Source organism: Streptomyces sp. NPDC003034, from assembly GCF_053591375.1.
Genome location: NZ_JBSFTS010000021.1, coordinates 82292 through 99033 on the forward strand (window position 1 = coordinate 82292; position 16742 = coordinate 99033).

21 protein-coding genes and 1 pseudogene are annotated in these 16742 nt (G+C 69.2%); 14 read left to right on the forward strand and 8 right to left on the reverse strand.

The features are described from left to right. Nucleotides 1-364: 364 nt before the first annotated feature. The 3 genes from ACWDX7_RS20845 to ACWDX7_RS20855 all read left to right on the forward strand — a co-directional run bounded on the left by ACWDX7_RS20845 (nt 365) and on the right by ACWDX7_RS20855 (nt 1686). A complete protein-coding gene (locus tag ACWDX7_RS20845; protein WP_451491725.1) occupies nt 365-766 on the forward strand; it encodes a hypothetical protein in 402 nt (133 codons plus the stop codon). Next, nucleotides 745-1311 (forward strand): hypothetical protein, encoded by a 567-nt coding sequence (locus tag ACWDX7_RS20850; protein WP_451491724.1) that lies wholly within the window; start codon nt 745-747, stop codon nt 1309-1311. Before ACWDX7_RS20845 ends, ACWDX7_RS20850 begins: the two co-directional genes overlap by 22 nt. An 87-nt stretch (nt 1312-1398) precedes the next feature. After that, on the forward strand, nt 1399-1686 hold the full coding sequence (locus ACWDX7_RS20855) for a chaplin (protein ID WP_451491723.1): 288 nt from the start codon (nt 1399-1401) through the stop codon (nt 1684-1686). Between the two features lie 217 nt (nt 1687-1903). Here ACWDX7_RS20855 and ACWDX7_RS20860 read toward each other — a convergent pair whose 3' ends face one another. After that, complete coding sequence (locus tag ACWDX7_RS20860; protein ID WP_451491722.1) at nt 1904-2047, reverse strand: hypothetical protein; 144 nt, start codon at nt 2045-2047, stop codon at nt 1904-1906. 515 nt (nt 2048-2562) lie between these two features. Here ACWDX7_RS20860 and ACWDX7_RS20865 point away from each other — a divergent pair. Further along, nucleotides 2563-2898: a hypothetical protein gene (locus ACWDX7_RS20865; RefSeq protein WP_451491721.1), complete on the forward strand. Its 336-nt coding sequence runs from the start codon at nt 2563-2565 to the stop codon at nt 2896-2898. Between the two features lie 76 nt (nt 2899-2974). Then, nucleotides 2975-3150: pseudogene (locus tag ACWDX7_RS20870) on the forward strand (MerR family transcriptional regulator); the annotation flags it as partial. Between the two features lie 326 nt (nt 3151-3476). On the opposite strand, the gene ACWDX7_RS20875 reads toward ACWDX7_RS20870, so the two are convergent. After that, nucleotides 3477-4289: a TetR/AcrR family transcriptional regulator gene (locus tag ACWDX7_RS20875; RefSeq protein WP_451491720.1), complete on the reverse strand. Its 813-nt coding sequence runs from the start codon at nt 4287-4289 to the stop codon at nt 3477-3479. An 87-nt stretch (nt 4290-4376) separates the two neighbouring features. Here ACWDX7_RS20875 and ACWDX7_RS20880 point away from each other — a divergent pair, with 87 nt between their 5' ends. Both ACWDX7_RS20880 and ACWDX7_RS20885 read left to right on the forward strand, forming a co-directional pair. After that, complete coding sequence (locus ACWDX7_RS20880; protein WP_451491719.1) at nt 4377-4766, forward strand: VOC family protein; 390 nt, start codon at nt 4377-4379, stop codon at nt 4764-4766. Between the two features lie 500 nt (nt 4767-5266). Continuing rightward, on the forward strand, nt 5267-5701 hold the full coding sequence (locus ACWDX7_RS20885) for a hypothetical protein (RefSeq protein WP_451491718.1): 435 nt from the start codon (nt 5267-5269) through the stop codon (nt 5699-5701). 280 nt (nt 5702-5981) lie between these two features. On the opposite strand, the gene ACWDX7_RS20890 is transcribed toward ACWDX7_RS20885, so the two are convergent. Continuing rightward, complete coding sequence (locus ACWDX7_RS20890; RefSeq protein WP_451491717.1) at nt 5982-6212, reverse strand: hypothetical protein; 231 nt, start codon at nt 6210-6212, stop codon at nt 5982-5984. A 200-nt stretch (nt 6213-6412) separates the two neighbouring features. Between ACWDX7_RS20890 and ACWDX7_RS20895 the strand changes: the two genes are divergently transcribed. From ACWDX7_RS20895 to ACWDX7_RS20910, 4 genes are all read left to right on the forward strand, one after another. Beyond that, nucleotides 6413-7468 (forward strand): hypothetical protein, encoded by a 1056-nt coding sequence (locus tag ACWDX7_RS20895; RefSeq protein ID WP_451751266.1) that lies wholly within the window; start codon nt 6413-6415, stop codon nt 7466-7468. Nucleotides 7469-7585: 117 nt separating this feature from the next. After that, a complete protein-coding gene (locus ACWDX7_RS20900; protein WP_451751269.1) occupies nt 7586-7879 on the forward strand; it encodes a hypothetical protein in 294 nt (97 codons plus the stop codon). Nucleotides 7880-8667: 788 nt separating this feature from the next. Further along, nucleotides 8668-8802, forward strand: a complete 135-nt coding sequence (locus ACWDX7_RS20905) for a hypothetical protein (protein ID WP_451491714.1) — start codon at nt 8668-8670, stop codon at nt 8800-8802. Between the two features lie 959 nt (nt 8803-9761). Further along, nucleotides 9762-10982: a low temperature requirement protein A gene (locus ACWDX7_RS20910; protein ID WP_451491713.1), complete on the forward strand. Its 1221-nt coding sequence runs from the start codon at nt 9762-9764 to the stop codon at nt 10980-10982. 456 nt (nt 10983-11438) lie between these two features. Here ACWDX7_RS20910 and ACWDX7_RS20915 read toward each other — a convergent pair whose 3' ends face one another. From ACWDX7_RS20915 to ACWDX7_RS20925, 3 genes are all read right to left on the reverse strand, one after another. Then, nucleotides 11439-11957 carry an NUDIX domain-containing protein gene (locus ACWDX7_RS20915; protein ID WP_451491797.1) on the reverse strand — a complete coding sequence of 173 codons (519 nt, stop codon included), beginning with the start codon at nt 11955-11957 and terminating at the stop codon, nt 11439-11441. A gap of 107 nt (nt 11958-12064) precedes the next feature. Next, on the reverse strand, nt 12065-12283 hold the full coding sequence (locus tag ACWDX7_RS20920) for a hypothetical protein (protein ID WP_451491712.1): 219 nt from the start codon (nt 12281-12283) through the stop codon (nt 12065-12067). Nucleotides 12284-12354: 71 nt separating this feature from the next. Next, nucleotides 12355-13224, reverse strand: a complete 870-nt coding sequence (locus tag ACWDX7_RS20925) for an SDR family oxidoreductase (RefSeq protein WP_451491711.1) — start codon at nt 13222-13224, stop codon at nt 12355-12357. 88 nt (nt 13225-13312) lie between these two features. Between ACWDX7_RS20925 and ACWDX7_RS20930 the strand changes: the two genes are divergently transcribed. From ACWDX7_RS20930 to ACWDX7_RS20940, 3 genes are all read left to right on the forward strand, one after another. Continuing rightward, nucleotides 13313-13780: a MarR family winged helix-turn-helix transcriptional regulator gene (locus ACWDX7_RS20930; protein WP_451491710.1), complete on the forward strand. Its 468-nt coding sequence runs from the start codon at nt 13313-13315 to the stop codon at nt 13778-13780. A gap of 427 nt (nt 13781-14207) precedes the next feature. Next, entirely contained in the window at nt 14208-14360 is a 153-nt protein-coding gene (locus ACWDX7_RS20935) for a hypothetical protein (protein WP_451491709.1), read from the forward strand. 318 nt (nt 14361-14678) lie between these two features. Next, nucleotides 14679-15662, forward strand: a complete 984-nt coding sequence (locus tag ACWDX7_RS20940) for an NAD(P)-dependent alcohol dehydrogenase (protein ID WP_451491708.1) — start codon at nt 14679-14681, stop codon at nt 15660-15662. On the opposite strand, the gene ACWDX7_RS20945 is transcribed toward ACWDX7_RS20940, so the two are convergent. Together ACWDX7_RS20945 and ACWDX7_RS20950 are read right to left on the reverse strand one after the other, a co-directional pair. Next, nucleotides 15653-16246, reverse strand: coding sequence for a transposase (locus tag ACWDX7_RS20945; protein WP_451491707.1), 594 nt, complete (start codon nt 16244-16246; stop codon nt 15653-15655). The genes ACWDX7_RS20940 and ACWDX7_RS20945 overlap by 10 nt on opposite strands. Then, on the reverse strand, nt 16243-16740 hold the full coding sequence (locus tag ACWDX7_RS20950; protein WP_451491706.1) for an IS110 family transposase: 498 nt from the start codon (nt 16738-16740) through the stop codon (nt 16243-16245). Before ACWDX7_RS20950 ends, ACWDX7_RS20945 begins: the two co-directional genes overlap by 4 nt. Nucleotides 16741-16742 lie beyond the last annotated feature (2 nt).

Consider the following 16742-nt stretch of genomic DNA (forward strand, 5'->3'; position numbering starts at 1 on the left):
ACGATGGCGACCATCCACTGCCGTCCGGGACGCGGCCCGCTGCCACCGGGCCGGCCGCGCGCCGAGCTGGGCGCGGGCAAACCCCGCGCCGGCTGGACAAGCCGAAGTGGGCTCCTTGAGGGGGCACTTCGGGCCCTCCTTCGGAACCCCCTTTGGTGCCCGACATCCGGCAGGGTGGGAAACGTGCTGGTCAGCGTGCGAATCGGCGCGAAACTGCGCCGTCACAAACCCTCTTCTCTCCTCCTGTGTCCGTATTGGAGGAGAGCATCAGGTTCCGGGGGGCCCGGACGCCCTCCCAAGCCGGGCGCGGCCAGCAGCGGCGGTCGGCCGGCGGCCGGTCGCGAGTGACAAGGGAGCAGAGCTGATGGCGGGGAAGCGGGTGACCAACCCGGCGGGATCGACGAACGGCTTGCGCGGGGATGTGCTGTGCGTGCTCGGAGCGCTGAAAGTCCCGACGGCTGATCAGATTCAGCGGATCGGTGCCCCGCACCTGAACTACCGGCACACCGACAAGAAGATCCCGTCCGAGCAGAAGACCGCCCGGACCGCCGCGCACACCGGCGCGCTCTCCGACATGCGCAAGCACGGACTGTCCAAGACCGGCGGTCGAACCGAGACGGGAGACTCCCTGCGGAACCTGACCCTCAAGGGTCTGGAGGCTGCCTCCTACGAGCTGCGCGGCGCCCGGTGTCGGAGATGGGCTCCACCGCCCGCGGCGCGGGCTCCAGCGGGGCCTCCCATCCGATGGCCGTCAACCAGACGGTGATCGCGATGCTGCGCCCGAAGCCGGACCTCGCCAAGCTCGCCGAGGATCCGGCCGAAGTCCGCGCCGCGGCCCAGGCCGTCGTCGACGCACCCCGCGGGGTCGGCACGATCGCCTCGTACTGGGTCGTCCAGCAGGACAGCGTCCAACGCCTCGTCCCAGCGGCTGCGGAAAAGGAACGGGGCGTTATCCATGCGCTCGCAGATGATCAGGCTCTCGGGCTGACCGGCCAGCATGTACCGGCCGTGCGAGGCGGGCTTACTGCCCGGCCCGTACGCGCGCAGCAGCTTCTGAAGGCGCCCCCGGTGCCGGTCGGCGAACGCCTCCAGGCGCTGCACGGCCTACCCGGCCCGCTCGTCCTCGCGTACGGCGCTGAGTGGCACGGTCAGGATCTCCTCCGACGCCTCGGCGCTGAGGAAGTCGCCCGGGTCGGCAAGGCCCACGTGCACCGCTGCGCCGCGGCCAGAACCCGCGTCGCGTCCAGTGCCGTGGCTGGGGCCGGGGCTCCGGATTGGCGGCAGGGGAGGCCGGGTCACCATTCGGCCTAATTTCTGTGACCGGTGGGAGGGTCGTGCTGTTGGGAGGGCGTCCATGCCGCATTCCCTGCGGCGGGTCCGGTTTTCAAGGAGATCTCGATGTCGCGTTTCGCAAAGTCGGTAGCCGTAACCCTCGCCGCTGGTGCTGTCATGGCCGGTAGCGCCGGCATGGCCGCCGCTGACGCCGTTGCCGAGGGCGCTGCCGTGGGCTCTCCCGGCGTGCTCTCCGGCAACGTCGTCCAGGTGCCCATTCACATTCCGGTCAACATCTGCGGCAACACCGTCAACGTCGGCGGCTTCCTCAACCCGGCCTTCGGCAACACCTGCATCAACAACGGCGGCTTCAAGGACGGCCACCACAAGGCCGACCACAACGGCAAGTACTGACAGCAACACCGGTCGTGACGTCCTGCTGAGAGCAGGGTACCGGCCGCAGATCCGCCAGCTTCAAAAACCAGCCGCAGGGCAACCGCCCTGAACAAAACGGCCTCCCCTCACCCTCCAGGGGAGGCCGTACCCATATCCGCCCGATGCGGTCGCCGGACCGTGCGAGGGCGCCGCCGAGGTCGGGTTCGGGGCCGGGCTGCAACGACCGGCCCGGACTTCACACGGCGGGGATGCGGATCGCGGGCCCCGACTTCAGTCCGGGGATCTTGCCGTAGCAGCCGGTGTGGTAATCGACGGCGACGACGCCGGAGTTCGCCCGGAACGGAGCCGGGCGGGCGCCCCGCACCCGCAACGTGGGCACGGCCGCGCTCGACGAGCTCGGCGCGGGCGATTTCTTCCAGGTCGCCGTTCACCTTGCACACGGCCCAGCCGAAGCGACCGGGTGCGACACCCGACCGCCGTGCCAGTGTTCGCTTTGACCTGTGGTTGAACCATCACCCGCACGGGTGATGCCCGGGCGGCGGGAGTTCTTCCGCAGTGCGCCCTCCTTGCGCACCGGCACCCCCTCCCCTCCGGCAGCGCACGCGAACGGTTCTATCGGCGTCCGAGGATCTGGGCGTGTCCTGGAAGGCCCGGGTGCCGTTACAGGAATGCCGCGGTGTTCCTTCCGGGGAGGCCCGTTGCGTGGCAGGGAGCCCGGCGGACACGGGTACGGCTCCCTGCCCATTCCACGTCCGGCCAGAAGGCGGTGGCAGTCCGCGCTGTTTGCGGCGCCGGTCGGTCACGGGACGCCATCGGGGGAACGAGTTGGACGAACCGGCCCGTGCTGGCGGCAGCGCTGTGACTGCGTCCGATACCTGCGAGGTGCTGCCATCCATGACCGATTCCTCACCTTCCCCACGACCCCGCGCCGCGCATCCCGAGGACCGCTCGGCGTGTGACGGCCCCCCAGACGCGGTGCGTGTCGGCGACGTCGCCGACGCGACCGGCACCATCGGAAACCTCCACACCACTGTGCCCGCCGACCCGGTCGCAACGCGCCGGATGGACCGGCTGCGCCACGCGGTCAACATCACCCGCTGGCGTGTGGACGGCATGACACGAGACCGGCTGCTACTCCTTGCCAGTGGTCGGCTCCCGGCATGCGAGCGCGACCTGGTCCTCATCGCTGATGCCGCCGGCGTCACCGTCGACTGGCTACTGCACGATTGAACGACGGCAGCATGTCCGGGCGCCCGGGCCGGGCGGGTCGCGGCTCAGACCGGTGTGCCGCGGTTTAGGCCCCTGCTACTCCCGCTACCGGCTTCGGATCGCGGCCCGCCCCGGGAACTCGTCGACCAGGGCACCCCTGTCGAGGCGGCCTGCCGGATCGTCATCCTCAAGGACCAGTTCGAGGAAGCACAGCGCATCAATACTGAATGCCGCCGCGCTGCTGAATCAGTGAACCGGGCGGCCGCGGCTTGAGCTGGGACGTGCCTGCCGGTCCTCGGCGGGCACGCGCGCACCCAGGTCCACGGCATGACCCCCGCGGGCACCGCGACCCCCGCGTACGGCTGCCCGTACCGACCGGAACATCGGACGCCGGACTCCTCCCGGTGACGTCGCCGGGATCTGAGGCGTACCGAATCAGAGCTGTGCAGCTGCTACTGCGCAGCCCTGACCTGTTGTTGTGGCCCTTGACGGCGCCGGAGCTGTAGCGCAGGCTCAGCCCGGCGACAACGGCGTCGAGGTCCTGTTCCAGGCCGGTGACGAAGGTGTGCAGGGCCGGTGCTCCGGCTCACGCGGCAGCCTCACGGAGCAGTGGCGTCGTGCCGGTGCGATGAAGTCGATGTCTTCGCATCTGCGCTTCGGTCGATCAGGGCGGCGAAGGCGTCGAGGACGCGTTGCAGGCCGAAGGCGTAGGCGTGGGCGGGGTCGTTGGCACTCTTGTGTGCGGCGCCTGCTGCTGCGCCGACGCGGACGGCAGTGGGGTAGGCGTTCTCGTCGAGGACGCGAGCGAGGAGTGGGGCGTTCAGCTCCCACCATTGTTGGTCGTTCAGGGCGCTGTCGTGCTGTGCGGCGCGGGCGTCGTCGGCGGCGCGGGCGCATGCCTGCACGAAGGTGAGCAGGTGGGTCAGGCAATCGTCCATCTCGACGTCGCTGAGGCCGAGGCCGTCGAGCCCGGACAGTTCGTGCTCGTACTTTGACATCTGCCCCGGCCCCAGCGGAGGCCTGAGGGTGGAGACGGCCGCGGCCCATGGGTGGCGTTCGAAGAGGGCTTTGTTCTCCTCGGCGATGGCGGTGACGCGTTGGCGCCAGGGCTGTCCGGTGGTGTCGGTGCGGGGCATGCGGGCGTAGGCGGCGTCGAGCATGAGGTCGAGGAGCTCGGCCTTGCCGGGGACGTAGGTGTACAGCGTCATCGGCACCACGCCGAGTTCCTTGGCCACCCGGCGCATGGTCACCGCGTCCAGGCCTTCAGCGTCGGCGACGGCGGTGGCGGCCTCGACCACCGCGTCGATGCTCAGCCCCCGTCGCGGTCCTCGGCGACGGTCGGAGGAAGAGCCGCGCCACAGCAGTTGCAGAGTGTGGGCCGGGTCGCCCGAGCTGGTTCGTTCCGTTGGCACGGGGCCATCCTCTCGCATCCAAACTCTGTACGATGTACATTGTACGGCGTACAGAGAACATGCTCAGTGCGATCTCGAGGAGTTTTCATGAAGATCACCTCTAGTGCTGTGTCGCTCAACGTCGATGATGTCCCCGCATCGAGCGCCTTCCTCGTCGAACACTTCGGGTTTCGCGAGGAGATGGCGGCGGACGGCTTCGCGTCCCTGACGCGCGACGACGTCGGCATGAACGTCATCTTCTTGCGGCGGGGGCTGGAGAGCCTCCCGGCAGACCAGCGCGACGAGCACGCCGCAGGTCTGATCCTCGCCTTCGTCGTCGAGGACCTCGAAGGCGAGCTGGCGCGCCTTCGCTCCGAAGGCGTCTCGATCACCATGCCGCTGACCGACGAGGAGTGGGGCGAGCGCGCCTTCCAGGTCCGTGACCCCAACGGCGTCATCGTCCAACTGGTCGACTGGAATGCACCCACCAGCCACTGAGCTCTGAGCCTGCACCCGGAATGTCGCTGCGCCAGGTGTTTCCGCGTGGCTCGTGGCCCTACGTACAGGGACGTCGACGCCTGCCCCGCGCCTGCCCCTGGGCCCGAACGCCTCGTAGGGCGACTGACCGCCCCTGTGGCCGTTGGGTCAGGTGTTCCTGTGGTGAGACCGCCACTGGGCCGCTGCCGGCGACACCCGGCCCGCCCGGAGCTGCGGGAGCGCGGCGCTCGACGTGGTCGGCGGGCGCCGCGCCTTCCCTCGCAGATGTCGGGCCGCGTTCTGCAGAACCGTTTCGCTACAAACTTGTTCGGTCTCCGGGTGCACACACCACCCGCTCCCGGCCCCGGTCCATCTTCCGGGGCGGCCCCGGGACGAGTGCCCCAAAAGGGCCGACGCGCTCCCTCAGTTCGCTGCCGGCCGCGCCGTATTGCGCCGGTGTGCCTCCCGTCTGGCCACTGTGGTGCGCGTAGGGTCGTGGCGCGGTGGGCAGGGAGGTAGCGATGAACGCACGCGATGATCGTGGAGGCGGGAGCCGGGATCTGCTCGATGCCTATCTGGAGGGCTTGCGGGCCCGGATCGGTGCCAGGAGGTTCGTGGCGGTCGTCCGGGCTGCTGACGCCACGTGTGTCCTGTTGGCCGACGGGCATCCTGCGGTCTTGGCCGGCCCGGACGGTGAGGACGGCAGAGATGACGCCGGGTTCGACACCGACCTGCAGCGCGAGTACCTGACGTTGCTGGCGGTATTGATCACCGGCCGTACCGATCACCGCGTGGTACGTCTGCCGGGCCTGGATGGACTGTCCGGCTGGGCGGTGGTGGAGGCCGAGGCGGCCGACGACCCGGCGGCCCTGGGCGTCCTGTGCAGGCAGATGACGGTCCGGGCCCAAGCAGGCGCCGAGAACGCGCTCACGTTGGAAAGCCTCTGGAAGGCGTGACACGGCCGTCCGGGGGAGGGAGACCCCCAGTGCCGACTCGTCGTCTGCAGACCGCATACATGCCCGGGCCCGCTGTTGTGCGGCGTCTCTCACGTGGTGGCTTGGCTGATCTTGCGGCGCCTCAGCTGACGCAACGGGTAAGTCAAGCCTCCAGGACGGCCGCGCGGCTGTCGGCGGCGCTTGAACTTTCGCCCGTCGCCGACACCGCGTGAGCCCTGCGCAGATGTAGTCGGGACGCGTGACGGCTGTCGGGGTGGCGTGTGGCTGCGTCTTTCGGTGGTCAGCGGCGTGTGCGGCAGATGCCGTAGAGGGCGGCGACGGCGCTGATGATTCCGGTGAAGCCGCTTTCCCCGACGGCCAGATAGGTGGCTGCGCACGTGACGAGGAGGGCGATCAGCACGAGGCTGTCGTGGTGGTGGTGCCGGTTCGCTGTGGGGAGTGCGGCAGGCTCCGGGCGGGTTGGGTGCTGCGCGGGGTCGGGTGTGTGGGGTGCCGCGTCGGTGTGGGTCATGTCCTTAAGAGAACGGGTGCCGGGGAGTGTTTCCCAGTGATCCGTACGGCTCCGCATGGACCCGGACGCCGCCGTTCACCATGTGGCGGATCCGGCCTGGACTCGAACGCCTTACAGCGTTCGGCATCGTTCAGGGCGATCCGTGTACGTACAACGTCGTGGCCCTCTGGCGTTGCTTTCCCGACGGGGAGGGTGATCTGGTGACGGACGAAGAAGCCGGGGTGGACCCGCAGGACGCCGCCGCGATCGCCGCGTTCGAGGCCGCCGTAGCCAGGTTCACCCAGGACCTGAACCGCCTTCACATCGCGGGCGGCGCCCCGCCTTACGCGACTATGGCAGGGGCCTCGATCAGGCCCAGACTGACCAAGGCCGGCCTCAACGAGATGCTGTCCGGCAAGCGATTCACCTCCCTCGAGTCGCTGCTGGAGTTCGTCCGGGTCGTCACCACCCCCAGGGACCTGGACGCCGCCACAGCGGCCAAGTTCCGCACGGATCCGGCCCTCGTGAAGGAGTGGCGCGGCCGCTGGCAGGACGTGAAGATGCTCCAGCGCCAAGCCCAGCCTGGGAACAAGCGCCTGCGTGCGACGGTGCGCCAGATCCTCGACGGCGCAGTTGGGGAAGCCGAAGCACTGCGTGGGGATGCCCGCGCGGAAGCCGAACGCATCCGCACCAGCGCGCAAGACGAAGCCGCCCGCCTCCGCGCCCAGGCCCGGCGGGACGCCGAAAAGCTCCTTGACGGGGCCCGTGAGGCGGCCGGCCTGGCACACGGATCGCCGCACGGGCCTGGCCCGCAGACCCCGGCGCGCGCCGGGCCGTTGTGGGCTGCGGGGCGTGTGCTGCGCCCCGCGTTACGTCCGCTGGCCGCTGCGTCAACGCTGGCCGGGCTGGCACTGGCCGCGACTCTGGGGGCAGACGCTCTCACCGGGGCTCCCGGCAACTGCCGGGCCGTTCGGACCCCGGCCGCCGGGCTCGCTTTCCCAGCCGGCCGCCAGGATCCCGGAACCGTGCAGCAGGCGGCGTTCGCCCACAAGCCGCAGTCCATCGTCCCCTTCCCCAGCAGTCAGACGCTACGGGCGCCCTTCGGCTTCCCGAGCGGGCCCTCCTCCAGTCCCTCGACGGATCCCCCTCCCACACCGAGCGCCACACCGACACCGAGCCCCACTCCCGCGCCCAGCACCTCACCGACGCCAACTGCGTCACCGTCACCAGCTCGGAGTAGATCCGACCCTTGCGCTACCCAGACGCGGGGCCGCTGATCCGCGCGACGGACACCGCCGGTGCTCCCGAGTTCTACGCCAGGTGGCGTCCGCCCGTAGGGGGCGCTACCAACTGCCCCGCCGTCGACCCTCAGCTACCACCCGGCCATCCCCGTCGTGGTGACCACTGCAGGAGCACGGCGCGCGGCGGTGTGGTGGCGCCTGGGCCGCGAGAACTGGCAGACCCTGGCCGCCGCGCTCGACAACCCCGACGGTGGGCAGCTGTACCACAAGGAGCTCGCTCAGGCCCGCGCTGAGACCGCGGGCCCCGCGGCGGCCGAAAGGCAGAAGCGACGGCCGGTGTGCGGCGACTGCGCGAAGTTCACCGACGAACGCTGGGGTCACCTTCGACGGCGGGCTCTCCGCAGCCCGCCAGTAACCCCAACCACCCTGGCTACGCCCTTCGATTGACAGATGCGAAAGCGGTACGGGGGACGTCCAATCCGCAGCACGAGACCGTGCGGTATGGCTGGTGCCCCTTGACGAGGGCTCTGCCTGGTCGCCGAAGCGCCAGCCGTCACCCGTACATCAGAGCGGTGGTGCGTAACTGGGTGCGAAGAAGCGGCAGGAGCGCCTGTTACAGAGCCCTGCACCCATTCGGCGCACAGCACACGGCATGGCGTGAATGAACTGCTTATGTGGCCGAAACATCCTTGCTCCGACATCGGACGGGCAGCCCCCGCCCCCGCCTCGTCCGCGTCAACCGGATCTTGACGCTTGCATCCTACAAGGGAGGGTTACGGACATGTCCGCATTGGGCAACGCGAGTCCTGAGTTGTGGCGGTTGATGGCGGCCGCGGGCCAGAGTGTGGCTCCTCGGCAAGGACGCCGGGAACCCCCGCCCGGCTTGCACGAGGCCGGGCGGGGCTGACTGTTGAAGGAGTCAGGGCGGCCTACTACAGGCAGCACCCCGAGCTCATTGGAAGCAGCAGCGGCACATCCGACCCCCCGGGAGGTTCTTTGTGGAGTTCTGGCAGTATTCCCCGTCCGAAGTCACGGTTCCTCAGCTGGACCTCGACCCTTACCGCTTCCCCGGTGCAGACATTGTCGTGCCCGCGGCCTGCGACGCCCCGCCGCACAGCCGCCCAGGTGACACGGACTGGCAACTGCCTCACCGCGGCGAAGAGCATCCTCGCGCCCACTGGCCGGCGTCCGACCCCCGCCTCGCCTGGCGCCTACCGCCCTTGGACCGGCGGCGCTTGGACCTCCACGCGGCACTGACCACCGTCGGCATCCCACCACTCCCCGGCGACCTGGAAGCCATCCACACCCTGTCCGCACTCGACGACACCATCAACGCAGCCCTCGTACGGTGGATCACCACCAACCGCTGAACCCGCACTGCGGCACTGCCCCCCACTGCAAGTGCGCCCCGACACTTGCTGAGCATGACCGCGCTCGGCGTAGGTCTGCTGCCACGCCCTGTGGAGCGTGGCGGCTTGCGACGATGCGGGCAGGGCGGGACGGGCATGCGGTGGGCAGCGGGCCGGCGGCGCCCTTCGGCAGCATCGCAGACGACGTCACTACGTCAGCGGTGAGCTGGCGAGACCTACCGCGCCCAGAAGCCTTCGGACTGGCGGCTCGGCTCCTCACCGCCCAGCTCCCGCCCGGCCGCTGAGCGGACGGCCGGGTGGTGTGGCGTCGGCCACGGACAAACCGGCCTCGGTCTAGGGGTAGTCAAGGTGAAAACGGACACCGGTCGACGGCGATCGTCAGACCGCGGTCAAGGGCTTGCTCCTCACGGTGGCTCCGGCCCGTGCGCAGATTCGCGTACGGGCGGACGACCGCCGCCCGGCCCGCAGGCCGGAGGATCCGAAGACACCGTGCCCGCCGACCACATGCCCACTCCCGCCTACGATCCGCACGCCGCCGACGACCAAGAGCCCGTCGAAGACCTGGACCAGGCCTCCCAGGACCCCTTCACGGGCCCCTCCATCGCCCCCTCCACGGCCGCCGCACCCGAGCGGACGGTTCGTGCAGGTCAGCCCCGGCGGGCAATGTCCCGCAGCGCGTTCGACAACCCTCCCGTCTCGACACCCAAGGTCTGGAAGCCGACGAAAGATCCCCACGCCCCACACCGTGATCATCACGGCACGAGGCGCGGTCCGGAACCCCGATCTATAACGGCCTATAGCTGGGGAAACGACCTGTGAGCCTGACAGACCTCACCGGCTGACGTGACACCCGGTGCGTGCCAACGAATCCGTCTGGGGGGTGCGGCTTTAGCGGGTCCGCTCGTCCGATGGGCGCGGTAGGCGGCTGCAGCAATCCCAGTATGGTGACATGTTGCGTTATGAACCAAGGGAAGAGGGCCGACGACGATTCAGCTGTACAGGAAGCGGACGGCAGTCGGCACGCCGGCTGGCTGGAGCTGTTCTTCGACCTGGTTTTCGTAGCTCTGGCCGCCCAGCTCTCGCATTCTTTGCACGGCGATCCCGGACTCACCGAGTTCGGGAGCTTCCTCGCGCTCTACTTCCCGCCCTGGTGGGCGTGGATCAACCTCACAGTCGCAGCCAACCTCTTCGACGAGGACACCGTCCGCCGACGCTCGCTGATGCTGTGCGCCATGCTCTGCCTCGCCGTCATGACGGTGGCAGTGACCGACGCCACGGGGGAGAGGTCCGCGGTGTACGCCCTCGGATACGCCGGAACCCGCGTCGTCCTGCTCGGGCTGTGGTGGCCCTCCACACGCCGTGCGACCGAGCCCGGAGGCCCGCTCGTGCCACGGTGGCGGCCTTTGAGTTATTGCCTGGCCTCCGCATTCGGCTGGGCCGGATCTGTCTTCGTGCCCCTGCCGTGGCGATTCGTCATGTGGGCCGTGCTGCTCGTCGCTGAACTGGGCGTACTGCTCACCGCAGGAGGGGGTGGGCTACCCCGCAAGTTGCATGTGGGCCATCTGGTCGAGCGGGTGGGACTGTTCGTCATCATCGTGCTCGGCGAGTCCATCGTCGCGCTGCTCACGTCGCTGGACGCGGCGTGGACGGGCTCTGCGGGATGGGTCGCGCTCCTCGGATTCATGCTGCTTGCCGCGCTGTGGTGGTCGTACTTCGACTTCGGGGCGGCGTCGGCCGAACTGGTGCTGAGTGCGGCTTCCGGCCCCAAGCAATTCCCCCTCGCCAGGGACGTGACGGGCTTTCTGCACTTCTTCGTGACGGCGGCGGTTATCTCCATGGCCGGCGGTCTGGCCACGGCGGTGGAGGAGGCCGGGCAAGGACATCAGCACCTTGCCCGCGGTGCGGTGATCGCCCTGGCCGGCGGGCTGGCTCTCTATCACGCGGCTCACGCGTGCATCGCGCTGCGCTTCGGCCGCTCCCCGCTGAAGGTGGCGGTATGGGCTGCGCCGGGCATCGGCATCCCGATCCTGGTCGTCGCGGTGTCCGGGAAGCTCACGCCTTGGCAGGTCGTGCTGATCCTGGCAGCAGAGGTGGTGGTGCACCTGTTGTACGCGCGGAGTGCCGTGCGGCGCTGGGCCAGCGGCAACAGCGGTACAGCACCGGGCGCGGTCGGCTACTGACGGGCGCACATAGAAGTTGGAGCCAGAACCCGTTCTCGTGTACAGAGCCCGTCCGGGTGCTGCTGGATGGCACGGGTGATCTGTCCTTGCCCACAGCTCGGCGTCCACGAACGGCTTGCGCTTGTGCGCGCCCGCCGCCGCAGGCTGCCCCCGATGCTTGCCCCTCGCAAGGCCGCCGAGCCCCGCTGCCAGCGCGCGTCCGGCCCTTGCGCATGCCCGGAGCCGCAGCTCACGGCGGTGATCTCCGGTCAGGCGCATCTGGCAGAGCCCTGCGAGTTCATGACCCCGGCCGGGCTCTACACCGCCTCGTGCCGGACTTGTGGCGGCCTGTATGACAGGCCATGGCGCCGTATCCGGCCCTGACCTGGTCAGTCTCGGCGTCCTCCGTATCGCCGAGGCCGGGTCGCGCGGGGAGAGCCTGGTGCCGGGCCGGCCACGGGCCGGGGCGTCTGAGCGCTACACCCAGGCGTAGTTCGCGTCGGTGACGGCGGCCAGGGCCGCGCTGGTGACAGCGGCGCGCGGATCGGCGAGGGCGGGGCCGATGGGCGGGAAGATGTGCAGCTCGGCGGTCTTGCGGTAGTCGATCCACTCGATGACGCCGACCTCGTGGCTGCCGTCGGGGAACTCGTCCAGCTCCTGTTCGGCGAGGGTCGCGCGGATGTCGGGGCGGATGTGGAAGCGGTAGATCAGGTGGAGCTTGCGCGGCGGCGGGGTCGGGCCCGGGCGGGTCATGCGCTGGTCGACGACCCACATCAGGTCCCCGCCCTCGGCCGCCGCCGTGTCCAGGCCGAGTTCTTCGGTGAGCTCGCGGGCGAGGGCGAGGGTGAGGTCTTCGCCGTGTTCGACGCTGCCGCCGGGGCGGGGTGTAGTGGGTGGAGTCGGCGCGGTCGCGGCGGATGAGGGCGACGTCGTCGCCGCAGAACAGCTAGGCCCGGGTCCGAATCTTGATCTTTGAGAACGGGGCGGATGTGGCAGGGGCGTTCGTCATGGCCGCCAGTATCGCGGCGGGGATCCGGGTGCCGGGCGGGCTTTGCCCCGAGTCCACCCGCCCGGAACCGGACACCGTGTCCGCTTACAGGCGGTCAGGCGGCGGGCAGGCCCGGCAGGGCAAACGCCTTGCGCCCCTCCTTCATGCTGGTGTGCTCGATCCAGCCGTCCGGCAGGGTCAGCACGTGGCGGCGCAGCCGGCAGCCAGTGGCTCGCATCACCGGTGAGAGGTGGCAGGGGTCGAGTTCCTCCACCAGCAGGCTCGGCGTGCTCGCGGGCGGATTCTTCTTCCCCGCGACCGCGGGATGCTCCAAGACTTCGGCGGACAGCGAAGTCTCGCGGGATGGAATCCGCCCGGGGAGCGGCCGGAGACCCTCGGGGCCGGTCAGGCGACCCAGGTTCCGGTCATGCCGAGGACGGCCGCGCCGTCCTGGTCGGCCAGCTTGGTCCCGGTGAAGTCGCGGGCCCACGGGGAGGTCTGGATGCGGAAGGGGGGCCGGTCGGCGGTGAGGGCCTCCATGACGGCCTCGGCCGCGCCGGCCGGGGTCTGGGCGGCGTCGCCCAGGAACTGGCCGACCGTACGGTCGACGTAGTGGCGCAGGGCGTCGGTGTACGGTCCGGCCGCCGCGAGCCGGGCATCGAGGTCGAGGCCGATGTTGTTGACGAACTCGGTCGCCACCGCACCCGGTTCGACGACGGACACGCTCACGCCGACGGTGCGAGCGACGGGCGCCAGGCTCTCCATGTAGCCCTCCACCGCGAACTTGGCCGCGCAGTAGGCCTCGTTGAAGGGCTGGCCGATGACGCCGCCCACGCTGGTGACCGTGATCAGGCGGCCTCCGGTGGCCCGCAGGTGGGGAAGGGCGGCCTTGGAGACGTTCAGGACGCCGAAGAAGTTGACCTCCATGACCTGGCGGACGTCGGCGACGGATTCGAGTTCGAGGGTGCCGACGTGACCGGCGCCGGCGTTGTTGACGACGGCGTCCAGTCGGCCGTAGTCGGCGAGCACTCCGTTCACGGCGGCGGCGACCGAGTCCTCGTCGACCACGTCGAGCCGTCGGACGTCGATCTCGACGCCCGCCTCGGCGGCGGCCTTGCGCAGGGCGTCGGCCCGGCCGGTGTCGCGGAGGGTGGCCACGGTCCGCCATCCGGCCCGGGCGGCGGCGATGGCGGCCGCCAGCCCGATCCCGGAGGAGGTGCCGGTAATCAGGACGGTACGGCGGGCGCTGTCGGGGGTGGAGGGGGAGGGGGACATGAGGGAGCCTCTCTTAGCATGGATGTATGTGCGTGCACACACACTTTAAATTTATGTGCGCGCGCACGCAACCCCTAAACTGGGCGGCATGCCGAAGAAGCTCACCGAAGCCGAGATGCCGACGGCCGACTACGCGTTCTACGGGCTCGTCTGGGCCGGTACGACGATGACCGACCGCGTCGACAAGGCGCTCGTGAAGGCCCACGACCTGCCCGTCTCCTGGTTCGAGGTCATGCTGTGGCTGGCGTCCAGTGCCGAGCCCGTTCCCGCCTCCGTACTCGGCAACAGCACGCTGCTCAGCCGCAGCCAGGTCTCCCGGGTCGTGGACGCCCTCCAGGGGCGGGGCCTGGTGGAGCGTACGCCGTCGGCCCGCGACGCGCGGTCGGTGGAGGTCGCGCTGACACCGGCCGGGCGGCAGGTGTTCGCCGCGGCGGACGCCACCCGGCGCGAGGCCTTGGCGCCGGTCTTCACGGACCTCCTCGACGCACAGGACCTGGAAGCCCTGGGTACAGTGTGGCGCAAGCTCAAGGCCGCGAAGGGGACGCGGGAGGAGTGAGGCACGTGCGGCCCGCAGGGCGCCCGCGCCGGGGAATCACGCGGTCGGGCCGGGGCTGAGCGCGGCAGCGGCGAAAATGCAGGCCGGGACGCGGTCCCAGCCTGGAGGACCAGCTGCGCCCCCACGGCCTCACCCTGCGTAACTTCCCGCAACCTCAATTCCCCAGTCCGGACCGTGTGTGCGCTGGTGTGTTGACTGCACCTTGAGGCGACCTGTGTCCTCCCGCGGGCGCAGCGCTACCAGCACCGTTCGCAGGCGTAGCAGACGCCCGAGTGGTGAGCCGGGCCGGCCGGAGTGAACCTGGCCATGTCGACATTCATCGCCGTCGTACCGCATGCTCCACGGTGGCCTCGCTATTCCGGGACTGTCGCGGTGTATCGGCTCCTTCAATGGTGGGTCGGTGTTGCTGTGATGTGGAGGAGGAGTCGTGTTGTACACGGAGATCGTGCGGTTCCGGTTGAAGGACGGGGTCGACACGAAGGATTTCCTGAAGGCTGCCTTCCGGATGGACAGAGAGTTCCAGCCCACCCAGTCCGGATATGTGGCCGGCAGTCGCCGCACGATGGTCTCGGACGAGTGAGAGTGGGCCATCTCGGTGGATTGGCTCACCAGGAAGGACTCCGAGCGTTCCCAGGCGGCGTTCCGTGAGGCGGGTGAGGTGACCCGCGACTACCTGGCCGCCATGGATGAGAGTTCGATCCGTATCGAGGTGTGCACCTTGTACCAGCTTGGTGACGAAGAGTAGGAGCCGCCATAGCCGCTTAGCTAAGCCATATAGCCTCTTCTTGTCGTCAGACTGGTTGGTTAGAACTCCTCAGCCCGCAGCTGACCTGTGATGTTTCGACTCACCATTATCTGGAGGCGACGGATGTCCGTTCACGTCCATGCTTATGCAGGTATGAATCCCAGGCAGGCACTTGAGCCGTTGGAGTATGAGCTCGACAGTCTGCGCCCCGATGAGGTCCGGATTGAGGTGAGTCACTGCGGGCTTTGCCGCAGCGATCTTGATCAACTGGACAATCGGTTCGGCACGGTGCCCTTCCCCTTGGTTGCCGGGCACGAGATCATCGGCAGGGTCAGCGCCATCGGCTCAGCGGTTTCCCATCTGCGAGCGGGGCAGCGTGTTGGAGTCGGGCCGATTTGCAGTGCGTGCCTCAGCTGTCGGTACTGCGCGGATGGCCGGGACAACCTATGCGAGAAGGTGGAACTTACGATCAGCGGCGGACGGCGCGGCGGCTTTGCCGACATGGTGCAGGTGCGAGCCGCGTACGCCTTCCCAATTCCGGAGTCGCTCATGTCTGAAAACGCCGCCCCGCTGCTCTGTGCCGGAGTGACGTCGTATGCGCCGCTCCGGCACCACACCACCTCGAGCTCGCGCGTCGGCGTCATCGGTATCGGCGGACTTGGACACTTGGCGCTGAAGTTCGCGGCTGCGCGGGGCAGTGAGGTGACCGCGATCTCGAGCAACGCCAGCAAGGCGGATGCGGCCCACCGCTTTGGTGCGCACCACTTTGTGGTCAGCTCGGATCCCGAGCAGATGCGCAAGGCCGCCGGTTCGCTCGACTTCATCCTCTCCACGGTCGACGTCGATCTGAACTGGATCGATTATCTCAACCTGCTGCGGCCCGACGGGAAGATTTGCATCGTCGGCGCCGCGCTGGGGCCGATCAATGTGCCGGCCGGCATGCTCCTCATGGGCCAATATTCGTTTGTCGGCAGTGCTGCGGGCAGCCGGGCAATGACGGCAGAGATGCTCGAGTTTGCAGCGAGGCACCGTATTTGGGCTGAGGCAGAGGTTATGCCGATGTCAAAGATCAATAGCGCCATCGAGCGAATGCGGAGCGGCAAGGCACCGTTCCGCCTCGTACTCGCTCACGAATAGGTGGGTGCGGTGTCCTGTCGGCAGACTCTGTAGCCACACGACTCGCTAGCAGTCAAACCATGGATTCCGCTAATCCATCCGATCCGGGTGGTCATGTGGCGAGGGTGACGGTGGCGGTTCTGGACTCGTAGAAGGTGCCGTCGCGGAGCATGGCGAATAGGACGCTGATGCGTTGGCGGGCGGGGCGGAGGAGCGATTAGGTGTGGGTCTTGCCGCGGGCGCGTTGGCGGTCGTAGTAAGTGCGGGAGGCGGGGTGGGCTTTCATGCAGGCGAAGGCAGAGAGGAACATCGCGCGTTTGAGCTGCCGTTTCCGCAGTGGGGTGCGTGTTCGCCGTGGATCGAGGTCCCCGAGGATCTGGTCGTGGGGCGAGGCCGGCGTAGGAGGCTAGATGAGCGGCGCTGGGGAAGCCGGTGCCGTCGCCGACCGTGACCAGGAGGACAGCCGAGGTCCTGACGCCGATTCCGGGCGTCGAGGTCAGGACCGGGTGAAGAGGGTGGGCCCCCAGCAGGCTGCTGATCTGCGCTTCCAGTGCCCGGCGCTGGTCGTGGACCGCGGCGAGCGAGGCGGCCAGGGACGGGATCACGAGGTCGAGGGTGCCGGTTCCCGGGACCAGACGGTCTGTTCGTCGGGGGCGTCGAAAACCTCATCGATCAGCCGGGCGGCCAAGCGGGGGGCCTTGGGACGGATCACCTCGACCAGTCTGCGGCGGCCGGCCTTGCGCAGTGCGGCCGGGGAGCCGTGTTGTTCGGGGAGACAGGTGACGGCGGGGTGGTCCAGTCGGGGGGCGAGCACGCGCTCCAGCGACGGGTGGAACTGGGTGAGCAGGCCGCGTATCGGGTTGCTGGTGCGGGTCGCCTCGCCGCGAGGTCCTGGTGGAATCCGGTCAGCACCGTGAGCTCGGCGGTGATCTCGTCGGTCAGCTCCAGCGAACGCAAGGTGTGGGGCAGTCCGGGCTGCGTCCGCGATCACCGCCGCGTCCTTCGCGTCCGGTTTCGCCTCGCCCGGGTAGAGGTCGGCGATCCGCCGCATCGTGAGTCCGGGCAGGGAGGCGACCTCGCAGCCCGCGTCGCGGGCCACGG

What these genes read in the sequence shown, in the direction of transcription:
- ACWDX7_RS20845 (WP_451491725.1), top strand. Translation starts at nt 365, where the DNA reads ATGGCGGGGAAGCGGGTGACCAACCCGGCGGGATCGACGAACGGCTTG.
- ACWDX7_RS20850 (WP_451491724.1), top strand. Translation starts at nt 745, where the DNA reads ATGGCCGTCAACCAGACGGTGATCGCGATGCTGCGCCCGAAGCCGGAC.
- ACWDX7_RS20855 (WP_451491723.1), top strand. Translation starts at nt 1,399, where the DNA reads ATGTCGCGTTTCGCAAAGTCGGTAGCCGTAACCCTCGCCGCTGGTGCT.
- ACWDX7_RS20865 (WP_451491721.1), top strand. Translation starts at nt 2,563, where the DNA reads ATGACCGATTCCTCACCTTCCCCACGACCCCGCGCCGCGCATCCCGAG.
- ACWDX7_RS20880 (WP_451491719.1), top strand. Translation starts at nt 4,377, where the DNA reads ATGAAGATCACCTCTAGTGCTGTGTCGCTCAACGTCGATGATGTCCCC.
- ACWDX7_RS20885 (WP_451491718.1), top strand. Translation starts at nt 5,267, where the DNA reads ATGAACGCACGCGATGATCGTGGAGGCGGGAGCCGGGATCTGCTCGAT.
- ACWDX7_RS20890 (WP_451491717.1), bottom strand. Translation starts at nt 6,212, where the DNA reads ATGACCCACACCGACGCGGCACCCCACACACCCGACCCCGCGCAGCAC.
- ACWDX7_RS20910 (WP_451491713.1), top strand. Translation starts at nt 9,762, where the DNA reads ATGAACCAAGGGAAGAGGGCCGACGACGATTCAGCTGTACAGGAAGCG.
- ACWDX7_RS20925 (WP_451491711.1), bottom strand. Translation starts at nt 13,224, where the DNA reads ATGTCCCCCTCCCCCTCCACCCCCGACAGCGCCCGCCGTACCGTCCTG.
- ACWDX7_RS20930 (WP_451491710.1), top strand. Translation starts at nt 13,313, where the DNA reads ATGCCGAAGAAGCTCACCGAAGCCGAGATGCCGACGGCCGACTACGCG.
- ACWDX7_RS20940 (WP_451491708.1), top strand. Translation starts at nt 14,679, where the DNA reads ATGAATCCCAGGCAGGCACTTGAGCCGTTGGAGTATGAGCTCGACAGT.